Raw genomic sequence first — 11,152 nt, 5'->3', positions numbered from 1 at the left:
CCAGCATCACGCTTATTCGTTGTGGAGATTGCCGTTATGGCCAACGAACTCTATACCCGTACCAACCAGAAAATTTACTTCGCGGGTTTGTCCCTGGAAGCCCTTGGCCGCGCCGAGGAGGGGAAAGAGATGAATGCCATCGCGCTGGTCCAGGCGGGGCGTGAAGCGGCATTGTTCCACCTGTACGGTGCCTTGCTGGGCCTGTGCCATGAAATCGCCGGGTTCTACCGTTTGCCCCAGGCGGGTTCGCCTCGTGCAGAGATGATCATGAACCGCGAAGTGCTGGACTCGATGGCGATTCCTGAGCTGGCTGAGCTGGTTGAAATGGCCCAAAGCCCCGACAGCTGGGTCGCACGCCTGCTCAAGGCGCATGCCGATATGTTCCAACCGCCGCGTATTCCCCATGTGCCCAAGGGCGATGTGACTCAACCGTTGATCGTGGCGGTTGCGGTTGAAGAGGATGAGCCCAAGCCGTTGAGCCGGGAAGAGCTGGAAAGCTGGCGCCAGGCACTGAAAAAGATGGCGCTGCGCTTTCGCGAAGGCCTCAACGAGTGCTGAGGCGGCGTCACTGATTTACACCGATCAATCTGTGGGAGCTCGCTCCCACATGTGAACCGGGTCATCCTGGCACCATTCATCAAGCCGCAACGAAACCTGGCCAGATCCTCAGCGAAACGCAGCGGATGACTGATATAATCCCGGCCTTTCGTGGAGAACAGACTTTTATGCCGACGTCCTTTCTGGAAATTGTTGAGTTGCCTGACGGCCGAATCGAGCTGCGTCGGGCTGAGGACGAGGGTTCTCTGGTCATTCTGGATTTTTCCGAGGACGCCAAAGTGTTCCTGCAGGGCCAGCACGTGGAAGTGGCTAAAGCCATGTTGAGCGTGGGCGTGCAGATGGCAGGTCGCCTGGCAGAAGGCGAGCCGGAAAAAGAAGACGGGCCGCGCGTTCTTCACTGAGTTCCAGTGAAAAGAGGGCGTGTTGTGGTGAGCGGGCAAGCCGGCTCACTGCAGAATCCCGCTCACCACGGACGTTCGTGGAGTGCGGGATTGTCTACAGGGCTTTGGCCGCTCAGTACTTATCCCAATCGAATATTCAAGCTCTGAGCATCGCCCGTGCGCGCGGCACTGATCAGTTGTTGCTTGGCACTGACACTCAGTGGATTCAACCAGCTCACCACCGTATGGCTACGGCCCAAGCGCAGGGCTTCGCAGGTCAATTGCTGTGCACTTTGTGCGCCGCGCGGTTGCAGCAGCAGGATGCGCTCGCGGTTGAGGCCGGCGTCCCGTAGCCAGGCTTGGGTCAGGCTGGCGGGTGGGGCGATCAGCGTCAGCCAGCGCGCGTCCTGCTCTTCGCTCAATTCGCGTAGGATCGGCGCCAGCAGGCTCAGGCAGCTCCCCGCTGCACCGCGCAACGACAATTCACTGAACGCCTCAGGCTCGGCGCTCCAGGGCGCTTCGACCGTTTCCTTGAGAATGGGCGCAAGGGGTTGGGCCATGAAGGCCTCGAACAGCGACAGTTGTGTGTGTTGTGGGGTGTGGACGAGCTGCATGATGCCTCCTTTAGCGGCGAATGACGCCGACGCTCAAGCCTTCGATCACCAGGTCCTGATCTTTCAGGTTCACTTCAATCGGGGCGAACTCAGGGTTCTCGGCCAGGAGCCAGACCTTGCTGCCTTCGCGCTTGAAGCGTTTGACGGTGACTTCATCGCCGATACGGGCGACGACGATCTGGCCATTACGGGCTTCGCGGGTGGTGTGGACGGCCAGCAGGTCGCCATCGAAGATGCCCACGTCCTTCATGCTCATGCCATGGACCCGCAAGAGGTAGTCGGCGCGCGGATGGAAGAAGGTCGGGTTGATGTTGCAGGATTCCTCGACGTGCTGCTGCGCCAGGATCGGCGCACCGGCAGCGACGCGACCGATGATCGGCAGGGTCGATTCGTCGGCCTTGGCTTCGAAGCCAGGGATGCGGATACCGCGCGAGGCACCGGGGGTCATCTCGATCGCGCCTTTGCGAGCGAGGGCCTTGAGGTGTTCTTCGGCGGCATTGGGGGACTTGAACCCCAGTTCCAGCGCAATTTCCGCTCGCGTCGGCGGGTAGCCGTTGTCATCGAGGCAGCGCTTGATAAAAGCCAGAATCTCAGCTTGGCGTGGCGTCAGTTTTAGCATGTTGATCGCTCTGTCTTTTTATACAGTGACTGGGATTATATACAGTGTACTGCGCTTGGCAATCCTCCTTTTCGAGTGCGCCGCTGGACGGTCATCGTGCAGGCTTCCCACACGCCAGAGATAGCGCTGCCTACAGAGGCGTAAGGATGTGATTAAATAGCGATGAAATACATGACTGCCCGGCCGGAAAGCGAACCCGCAGGCTTGACAAGACACAACCTGAAACGTATGTTTCAAACAAGTGTTTGTCAGGCGGAGTAGCCATGGCCCAGTCGGAAACCGTTGAACGCATTCTCGATGCTGCCGAGCAATTGTTTGCGGAAAAAGGATTTGCTGAAACGTCGTTGCGGCTGATCACCAGCAAGGCTGGGGTTAACCTCGCTGCTGTGAACTACCATTTCGGTTCGAAAAAGGCCCTGATCCAGGCGGTGTTTTCGCGCTTCCTGGGGCCGTTCTGCACCAGCCTTGACCGTGAGCTTGAGCGTCGCCAGGCCAAGGCTGACCACAAGCCGACCCTGGAAGAATTGCTGGAAATCCTCGTTGAGCAGGCCCTGGTGGTTCAGCCCAGGAGCGGCAACGATTTGTCGATCTTCATGCGCCTGCTGGGCCTGGCGTTCAGCCAGAGCCAGGGGCACCTGCGGCGTTATCTGGAAGACATGTACGGCAAAGTATTTCGTCGCTATATGTTGCTGGTCAACGAAGCCGCTCCGCGTATTCCACCGATTGAGCTGTTCTGGCGCGTGCACTTCATGCTCGGTGCCGCCGCGTTCAGCATGTCCGGGATCAAGGCGTTGCGGGCGATTGCCGAGACTGATTTCGGCGTCAACACCTCCATTGAACAGGTCATGCGCCTGATGGTGCCGTTCCTGGCTGCCGGCATGCGCGCCGAAACCGGTGTGACCGACGCCGCCATGGCCGCCGCCCAATTGCGTCCACGCAGCAAGTCCGTGCCAACACCCGCCAAGGTTTGACCGCGCCGGGTGGGCGCGGCCGCTTGCATCCGCTAAGCTAGCGGCCCATGCCGAATTCAGCTATTTACTCGCAACCCGTTGTGCTCACCGTGCCTGGTGAGGGCAACGGGTTGTGTGCGTTATTTAAGGAAGGTTTATGACTGCTGCCCTGCAAGGTTCTTTGATGGTCGACGTTGCCGGCACCTGGCTCACGGCCGAGGACCGCCACCTGCTGCGCCAGCCTGAAGTGGGTGGCCTGATTATCTTTGCGCGCAACATCGAGCATCCGCGTCAGGTGCGGGCGTTGAGTGCGGCGATTCGTGCCGTGCGTCCGGACCTGCTGTTGGCCGTCGATCAGGAAGGTGGCCGCGTACAGCGTCTGCGTCAGGGGTTTGTGCGCTTGCCGGCCATGCGTGCCTTGGCGGATAACCCCAACGCCGAATACCTGGCCGAACAATGCGGCTGGATTATGGCGACTGAAGTGTTGGCCGTTGGCTTGGACCTGAGCTTCGCCCCGGTGCTGGACCTGGACTACCAACGCAGCGCCGTGGTCGGCACCCGCTCCTTCGAAGGCGACCCCGTGCGCGCCGCCGTGCTGGCCGGTGCCTTTATCCGTGGCATGAACAGTGCCGGCATGGCGGCCACCGGCAAGCATTTTCCTGGTCACGGTTGGGCCGAGGCCGATTCCCACGTTGCCATTCCCAATGATGAACGCAGTCTTGAGCAGATTCGTGCGCATGATCTGGTGCCTTTCGCGCGCTTGAGCAAGCAATTGGCGGCGGTGATGCCGGCCCACGTCATCTACCCGCAAGTCGATGCCCAGCCAGCCGGGTTCTCACGCCGCTGGTTGCAGGACATCCTGCGCGGCGAATTGCAGTTCGATGGGGTGATTTTCAGCGATGACCTGTCCATGGCCGGTGCCCATGTGGTGGGCGATGCCGCCAGTCGCATCGAAGCGGCGCTGTCGGCAGGTTGCGACATGGGGTTGGTATGCAATGATCGCGCGGCTGCTGAGCTGGCGCTGACCGCCGCCCAGCGCATGAAGGTCAAGCCATCAGCTCGAATCGCACGCATGCGCGGCCAGGCGATTGCGTCGACGGACTACAAGCAGGACCCGCGCTGGTTGGCGGCGCTTACCGCGTTGCGGGATGCTCAGTTGATCGGCTGAACACCGCGTCGCGGCTATCGCAGGCTTGCCTGCGATAGCGGTCTAACCGTCAACGCTTCTCTTGCTTGTGCGGCAATGGCGCAAACAACGCTTCAATGTCCTCATTGCCCAGTTGCCAGTCCCCGGTGGTGCGCCCGTCCAGTACGCCCGCTGCCAGGTCGGATTTCTCCTTCTGCAGGTGTTGGATTTTCTCCTCCACCGTGCCTCGGGCAATCATCTTGTAGACGAACACCGGCTTCTCCTGACCGATGCGATAGGCGCGGTCGGTGGCCTGGTTTTCCGTGGCCGGGTTCCACCAAGGATCGTAGTGGATCACCGTATCGGCTTCGGTCAAGTTCAGGCCGACGCCCCCGGCCTTCAAGCTGATCAGAAAAATCTGTAGCTTGCCGCTCTGGAAATCCTTCACCGGTGTGCGTCGATCCCTTGTCTGGCCGGTGAGCAGTGCGTAGGCCACGCCACGTTTTTTCAGCTCGACTTCGATCAGGCTCAACATCGAGGTGAACTGGGAAAACAGCAGGATCCGCCGGCCTTCCTCAAACAGCTCCGCAAGCATTTCCATCAAGCTATCAAGCTTGCCCGAGCTGCTGCCACGGGCGGGCAGGGTTGCATCGTTGACCAGGCGCAGGTCGCAGCACACCTGGCGCAGCTTCAGCAGTGCCTCAAGAATGATGATCTGGCTGCGTGCCACGCCCTTGCGAGTGATCTCGTCGCGCACCTTTTTGTCCATGGCCAGGCGCATGGTTTCGTACACGTCGCGCTGGGCCTCATTGAGGTCGACCCAGTGGATGATCTCGGTCTTGGGTGGCAGCTCTGTTGCCACCTGCTCTTTGGTGCGGCGCAGCAGGAAGGGTTTTATCCGACCGTTCAGGTGTTGCAATCGCACATCGCTGGCGCGCTTTTCGATGGGCGTGCGGTAGTCGCGGTTGAAGCTTTTTACGTCGCCCAGCCAGCCTGGGAGCAGGAAGTGGAACAGCGACCAGAGTTCGCCCAAATGGTTTTCCAGCGGCGTGCCGCTCAGGCACAGGCGCTGTCGTGCATTCAGCTCACGTGCGGCCTGGGCCGCCTTGCTGGACGGGTTCTTGATGTACTGGGCCTCATCGAGGATCAGCACATGCAGGGGCAGGGCTGAGAGCTGTTCGATGTCCTTGGGCAGCAGGGCGTAGGTGGTCAGCAGCAGGTCATAGTCCTGCAGGGTCGCGAAATGTTTCTTACGTGCTGCGCCATACAGTGCCAACACGTTGAGTTGCGGTGTGAAGTGCGCTGCCTCATCCAGCCAGTTGGGAATCAGGCTGGTGGGCATTACCACCATGCACGGTCGATCCAGGCGCCCGGCGATTTTCTCCGTGAGAATATGCGCCAGGGTCTGCAGGGTTTTGCCCAGTCCCATGTCATCCGCCAGTATCCCGCCAACCTCCAGCTGGCGCAGTGACTGCATCCAGCTCAAGCCTTCCAGCTGGTACGGACGCAAGGTCGCGTTCAGCCCTTCGGGGGCCACGCAGGTGAAGTCCTTGATGTCTCGGAGGCGCTGGGCAAAGTTGCGGATCTTCTCGCCACCTTCCCATTGCAGCGGTAGATCTTCCAGCGGGTTCAACCGAATCGCGTCGGCCTTCGCCAGGCGCAGTGTGGTGGTACCGGCGTCCTGCAGGTAGAACTCGCCGAGGGTAGCCAGCACCGGTTTCAGACGACCGTAGGGCAGGGCGACTTGCAGCGGACCATGCCCGCCATTGGGCAGGCCGGGGATGTTCACCAGGATCAGTTCATCATCGCGGCGGCGTGCGAGTTTTTCCGGGTTGAGGATCTCGGTGTGGGAGCGCATCAGGTTCAGCAGGATCGGCAGCAGGCTCAGCCGCTCACCGTTGACGATAATTCCCAGCTCCAGGTCGAACCAATCGCGCTCCGGGCCTTCATCGACGGTGGCGTACCAGTCATCGACGGCGCTCAGGTCGAAGCCGAAATCCTCATCGATCTGCAACTCCCAACCCTCGGCGCGCAAGGTCGGTGATGCATTGAGGGTGAAGTTCAGCCAGGCGCTGTCATTGACCATCTCGAACAGCTCGCCGGCGCTTTCCGGCAGCGCCTTGCTCTGGCGCGTGGCGATCTTGAAACCCAGTAGGCGCAGTTGTTCACGGTACGGCTGCTCAAGCTCCGGATGCCGCTTGATGCGCAGGCTTTGGGTTTCCTGGCGCACGATGATGTCGGCGTTTTTCTGCCCGCTGACATAGTTGCCCAAGTAGTTGAACGACAGCGCCGCGCGATGCTGGATATAGCGCTGCATCTTGCCGTTGCGCGGTTCAAAGGCACTGAACTCGACACTGGCGAGCCACAAGCGCGGCACGGGCACGACATCCTCCATCACCACCTGCGGCAACGCCACCCGGTTTTCCAGCACGGCCTGGAGTTTTTCCAGCAGCTCGGCATCTTGTGCAGCGGCCGGGTAGGCCAGGGTTTCCTGGACCTTGAGCAGCACCGCCGCGATATGTTTGCAGTTGGTGTGCACCGGGCAAGTGCAGCGGCTGTCCACCAGGATCAGCGTGCCTTTGGCCGATTCGCGCAGCGAAATGGTCTGCCGGTAGACGTTGCCGCCCGAGCCTTCGCAACTGGCGACAATGGTGCTGTCACCGCACTCGACAATGCGCACCCGGTTCTCCAGGGCATAACGTCGCCCGCGCTCCAGGCTTTGCTCTTTAAAGCGATTGGCCCACGAAGGGGCCAGGGGTTTGGTCAGCGACGCTGTCAGGGGCATGGCGCTGGATCAGTCCTGGATGTCGGGCGGTGGCGCGCTGGGGGGCTTGGCGGTCAGCGAGGTGATCTTGATCAGCAACGCCAGGTGGCCGCCGTCCAGGTAGTTGAGCTGGTTGTTCTTGGTGCGCACATCGGTCTGGCTCAAGTGTTCGCTGGCGATCACGCTGCCGTTGGCGTCGAACTGGTTGATCCAGAAGTTCGCATCGATATCGGTAAAACGCCCCAATTGCAGGCTCAACACGCCCTCGATGGGAAACTGGCCGAACTGCTCCTGGCCGTCGGTGATGGCGACTTTGACCGGCTGATCGCCGAGGTTCTGCTCCCAGGCCTTGTGCGCCAGCACCGTGTAGCTTGAGTCGGCACGCAGCTTGTCGACGATATTACTCAGGCGCGGCGGGCTCAACTTATCACCCAGGCGCACGGCGCCGGCATCCCAGTTTTCCGGCGCGGCGCGGCTGTTGATCACCGGCTCCGCGTTCTGGCGCACCAGGATCATTTCCACCTGGTAGGGGCTGTCGGCGAACGCCGCAGGTGCCGCTACCACCAACAACAGGCTCAAAATGCGGAACAGGCGCATCGGGGCGTCCTTCAAGCAGATTTCGGGATGAGGCGCTCGAACAACGCCTCCAATGTATTAAAGCGTTCTTCGGCACGTTCCATCGGCACCATGAACTTGAACAGCGTAGCCCCTTCGAACTTGTAGCGGTTGGGCTGGCCCTGGATCAGCTTGATCAGCACCAGTGGATCCACCGGTGTCTGCGCCTCAAACTCGATGCGCCCACCCTGCGGCCCGGCGTCGACTTTCTTGATGCCAAGCTGCTCGGCCTGCAATTTCAGCAGGGTCAGGCGCACCAGGTTCTTGGTCGGTTCCGGCAACAGGCCGAAGCGGTCGATCATCTCCACTTGCAGGTCCTTGAGACCTTCTTCGTCGGTGGCCGAGGCGATGCGTTTGTACAGGATCAGCCGCGCATGCACATCCGGCAGGTAGTCTTCGGGAATCAACGCTGGCAAGCGCAGGTTGATCTCCGGACCGCCGCCCAGCGGTTGATCGAGGTTCGGTTGCTCGCCTTTGCGGATGGCTTTCACCGCGCGCTCAAGCATCTCCATATACAGGGTGAAACCGACCGCCTGGATCTGCCCGCTCTGGCCGTCGCCCAGCAGTTCACCGGCACCACGGATTTCCAGGTCGTTGGTGGCCAGTACAAAACCGGCGCCCAGGTCCTGGGTGTTGGCGATGGCTTCCAGGCGCTTTTCGGCGTCGGAGGTGATCTGTTGGCGCGGCGGCGTCAGCAGGTAGGCATACGCCTGGTGGTGACTACGCCCCACCCGGCCGCGCAGTTGGTGCAGTTGGGCCAGGCCGAACTTGTCCGCCCGTTCGATGATGATGGTGTTCGCGCTTGGCACGTCGATACCGGTCTCGATGATGGTCGAGGCGATCAGCACGTTGAAGCGCTTGTGGTAGAAGTCGCTCATCACCTGTTCGAGTTCGCGCTCGCGCATTTGGCCGTGGCCGATGGCGATACGCGCCTCCGGCACCAGCTCGGCGAGGTCGGCGGCGCATTTCTCGATGGTTTTTACGTCGTTGTGCAGGTAGTAAACCTGCCCGCCGCGCAGCAGTTCGCGCAACAGCGCTTCCTTGACCGTGCTCTTGTTCTGCTCCATCACGAAGGTGCGCACCGACAGGCGACGTGCCGGCGGCGTGGCGATGATCGACAGATCGCGCATGCCCGACACCGCCATGTTCAGCGTGCGCGGAATCGGTGTGGCGGTGAGGGTGAGGATGTCGACTTCGCTGCGCAGGGCCTTGAGCTGTTCTTTCTGACGCACACCAAAGCGGTGTTCTTCGTCGATGATCACCAGGCCCAGGTTCTTGATCTTCACATCGTCCGACAGCAGCTTGTGCGTGCCGATCACGATGTCGATCTTGCCTTCGGCCAAATCGGCGATGGCCGCATTCACTTCCTTGGCCGATTTGAAGCGGCTCATGACTTCCACGGTCACTGGCCAGTCGGCAAAGCGGTCGCGGAAGCTGTTGTAGTGCTGCTGGGCGAGCAAGGTGGTGGGGACCAGAATCGCTACTTGCTTGCCGCCATGCACGGCAATAAAAGCGGCGCGCATGGCCACTTCGGTCTTGCCGAAGCCCACGTCGCCGCAGACCAGGCGGTCCATGGGCTTGGGCGCGAGCATGTCGGCGCGCACGGCTTCGATGGTGGTTTGCTGGTCCGGGGTTTCCTCGAAAGCGAAGCCGGCGCTGAAGGTGGCGTAGTCGGCTTTCGGGTCGGCAAACGCGTAACCTTCGCGCGCCGCGCGGCGTGCATAGATGTCGAGCAGTTCGGCGGCGACGTCGCGCACTTGTTCGGCGGCCTTGCGCTTGGCTTTCTGCCAGGTCTCCGAGCCCAAGCGGTGCAACGGCGCCAGGGCGTCGTCGCTGCCAGTGTAGCGGGCGATCAAATGCAGGTTGGCCACCGGTACATAGAGCTTGGCGCCCTCGGCGTATTCCATGGTGAGGAATTCGGCGGCCTGGTTGTCGATCTCCAGGGTCTGCAAGCCCAGGTAGCGGCCGACGCCGTGGTCGATATGCACCACCGGCGCGCCTTCGCGCAGCTCGGTGAGGTTCTTGATCACGGCATCGTTGTTGGCATCGGCGCGTTTTTCACGACGGCGGCGCTGCATCACACGCTGGCCGAACAGCGGGCTTTCGGCAATCAGCGCTAGAGCCGGATCATCCAGCAACAGGCCTTCGTCCAGTGGCGCGATGGTGATCGCCAGGCGCTCTTTGCTTTTGACAAAATCGGGCCAGCTGTCGACGGTTTTCGGTCGCAGCTTCAGGCGTTCGAGCAGTTCCAGCAGCACTTCGCGACGGCCTGCGGACTCGGCGGTAAACAGCACGCGGCCAGGGAAGTCGCCGAGGAAGTTGGACAGCGCTTCCAGCGGTTGCGTGGCTTTGGCCTGGATCGCCAGGTCCGGCAGTGTTGCCGCCGGGAAGCGTTCACGGCCAGCGCCGGTTTCCACATCCTGCTGGCTGGCGACCACACGCGGCCAGCTTTTCAGGCGCGCGAAGCAGTCTTCCACTGGCAGGAACAGTTCTGCAGGCGGCAATAAAGGACGGGACGGATCGACGCGGCGCTCTTCATAGCGGTTACGCACGTCGTTCCAGAAGTTTTCTGCGGCCTGTTCGATACCCGGCAGCGAGAACACCTGGGTGTCCTGGGGCAGGTAATCGAAAAGGGTGGAGGTTTCGTCAAAGAACAACGGCAGGTAGTACTCGATACCGGCCGGGGTAATCCCGCTGCTGAGGTCCTGGAAGATCGGGCAACGGCGGAAGTCCACGTCGAAGCGTTCACGGAAGCGCGCCTTGAAGCGGGTGACCGCGTCTTTTTGCAGCGGGAATTCCCGCGCGGGGAGCAGCTTGACCGAGTCGACTTTATCAATGGAGCGCTGGTTTTCCGGATCGAAGGTACGCAGGGTCTCGATTTCGTCATCGAACAGGTCGATGCGGTACGGCAACTTGCTGCCCATCGGGAACAGGTCGATCAGCGCCCCGCGCACGGCGAATTCGCCGTGCTCGTACACCGTGTCCACGCAGCGGTAGCCGCTGGCTTCCAGGCGCGTGCGCATCTGTTCCACGTCGAGCTTCTGACCGATATCCAGCACCAGGCTGCTGCCCAGCAGGAACTTGGTCGGCGCCAGACGATGCAGCGCCGTGGTAATCGGCACCACCAGCACGCCATGGGCCAGTTCCGGCAGGCGGTACAGGCTGGCGATACGCTGGGAGATGATGTCCTGGTGCGGCGAGAACAGGTCGTAGGGCAGGGTTTCCCAGTCGGGGAAGTGCAGCACCGGCAAATCGGGGGCGAAGAAGCTCAGCTCCTGCTCCAACCGTTCGGCGCTTTGGCTGTCGGCGGTGAGCAGCAGGGTAAAGCGCTTGGCTGCGCTGGCAGCCTCGGCGATGGCCAGGCTCAGGGCGGCACCGGGCAGGTTGCCCCAGTGCTGTTTACCTGCCGCGGCAGGGAGAAGCGGTAGACGCAGAACGGGCACGGAAGGTTGAGCTCCAAGCGTTGCGACAAAGTCGGTAATTGTAACGGCCCAAGGTGCCGCCTGTCAGTTTCTGACTGAGCCTA

The 11,152-nt window shown here is 61.4% G+C and carries 9 protein-coding genes; 4 read left to right on the top strand and 5 right to left on the bottom strand.

Going from position 1 to position 11,152, the window contains the following annotated elements; all coding sequences use genetic code 11:
* Positions 1 to 36 precede the first annotated feature (36 nt).
* Together BMZ57_RS25670 and BMZ57_RS25665 are read left to right on the top strand one after the other, a co-directional pair.
* Positions 37 to 558, top strand: a complete 522-nt coding sequence (locus BMZ57_RS25670; protein ID WP_010212070.1) for a DUF6586 family protein — start codon at positions 37 to 39, stop codon at positions 556 to 558.
* A 167-nt stretch (positions 559 to 725) separates the two neighbouring features.
* On the top strand, positions 726 to 959 hold the full coding sequence (locus tag BMZ57_RS25665) for a hypothetical protein (protein ID WP_010212068.1): 234 nt from the start codon (positions 726 to 728) through the stop codon (positions 957 to 959).
* Positions 960 to 1,078: 119 nt separating this feature from the next.
* On the opposite strand, the gene sulA is transcribed toward BMZ57_RS25665, so the two are convergent.
* Positions 1,079 to 1,552, bottom strand: a complete 474-nt coding sequence (sulA, locus tag BMZ57_RS25660) for an SOS-induced cell division inhibitor SulA (protein ID WP_010212066.1) — start codon at positions 1,550 to 1,552, stop codon at positions 1,079 to 1,081.
* Between the two features lie 10 nt (positions 1,553 to 1,562).
* Complete coding sequence (lexA, locus tag BMZ57_RS25655; RefSeq protein WP_003172575.1) at positions 1,563 to 2,171, bottom strand: transcriptional repressor LexA; 609 nt, start codon at positions 2,169 to 2,171, stop codon at positions 1,563 to 1,565.
* Positions 2,172 to 2,434: 263 nt separating this feature from the next.
* Between lexA and BMZ57_RS25650 the strand changes: the two genes are divergently transcribed.
* Both BMZ57_RS25650 and nagZ read left to right on the top strand, forming a co-directional pair.
* The gene (locus BMZ57_RS25650; RefSeq protein ID WP_010212061.1) at positions 2,435 to 3,142 is read left to right on the top strand and encodes a TetR/AcrR family transcriptional regulator; all 708 of its coding nucleotides are present in this window, start codon (positions 2,435 to 2,437) and stop codon (positions 3,140 to 3,142) included.
* Positions 3,143 to 3,278: 136 nt separating this feature from the next.
* A complete protein-coding gene (gene nagZ, locus BMZ57_RS25645) occupies positions 3,279 to 4,289 on the top strand; it encodes a beta-N-acetylhexosaminidase (protein WP_010212060.1) in 1,011 nt (336 codons plus the stop codon).
* A gap of 49 nt (positions 4,290 to 4,338) precedes the next feature.
* Here the strand turns inward: nagZ and BMZ57_RS25640 are convergent, their stop codons facing one another.
* The 3 genes from BMZ57_RS25640 to mfd are packed head-to-tail and all read right to left on the bottom strand — an operon-like array spanning position 4,339 to position 11,069.
* Positions 4,339 to 7,032, bottom strand: a complete 2,694-nt coding sequence (locus BMZ57_RS25640; protein ID WP_044286839.1) for a DEAD/DEAH box helicase — start codon at positions 7,030 to 7,032, stop codon at positions 4,339 to 4,341.
* Between the two features lie 9 nt (positions 7,033 to 7,041).
* Complete coding sequence (locus BMZ57_RS25635; protein ID WP_010212058.1) at positions 7,042 to 7,608, bottom strand: CsiV family protein; 567 nt, start codon at positions 7,606 to 7,608, stop codon at positions 7,042 to 7,044.
* A gap of 11 nt (positions 7,609 to 7,619) precedes the next feature.
* Positions 7,620 to 11,069 carry a transcription-repair coupling factor gene (gene mfd, locus BMZ57_RS25630; RefSeq protein ID WP_021490986.1) on the bottom strand — a complete coding sequence of 1,150 codons (3,450 nt, stop codon included), beginning with the start codon at positions 11,067 to 11,069 and terminating at the stop codon, positions 7,620 to 7,622.
* Between the last annotated feature and the right edge of the window lie 83 nt (positions 11,070 to 11,152).

Origin of the sequence: Pseudomonas simiae, from assembly GCF_900111895.1 — a bacterium.
In the GTDB taxonomy this organism is placed as follows: Bacteria; Pseudomonadota; Gammaproteobacteria; order Pseudomonadales; family Pseudomonadaceae; genus Aquipseudomonas; species Aquipseudomonas simiae.
Note: the sequence above shows the minus strand (reverse complement) of the source record. Positions and strands in the feature narration are given on the sequence as shown.

Excerpts from the sequence above, each read along its gene's own strand:
- BMZ57_RS25640 (WP_044286839.1), bottom strand. The coding sequence starts at position 7,032 with ATGCCCCTGACAGCGTCGCTGACCAAACCCCTGGCCCCTTCGTGGGCC.
- BMZ57_RS25670 (WP_010212070.1), top strand. The coding sequence starts at position 37 with ATGGCCAACGAACTCTATACCCGTACCAACCAGAAAATTTACTTCGCG.
- BMZ57_RS25635 (WP_010212058.1), bottom strand. The coding sequence starts at position 7,608 with ATGCGCCTGTTCCGCATTTTGAGCCTGTTGTTGGTGGTAGCGGCACCT.
- sulA (WP_010212066.1), bottom strand. The coding sequence starts at position 1,552 with ATGCAGCTCGTCCACACCCCACAACACACACAACTGTCGCTGTTCGAG.
- BMZ57_RS25665 (WP_010212068.1), top strand. The coding sequence starts at position 726 with ATGCCGACGTCCTTTCTGGAAATTGTTGAGTTGCCTGACGGCCGAATC.
- lexA (WP_003172575.1), bottom strand. The coding sequence starts at position 2,171 with ATGCTAAAACTGACGCCACGCCAAGCTGAGATTCTGGCTTTTATCAAG.
- BMZ57_RS25650 (WP_010212061.1), top strand. The coding sequence starts at position 2,435 with ATGGCCCAGTCGGAAACCGTTGAACGCATTCTCGATGCTGCCGAGCAA.
- nagZ (WP_010212060.1), top strand. The coding sequence starts at position 3,279 with ATGACTGCTGCCCTGCAAGGTTCTTTGATGGTCGACGTTGCCGGCACC.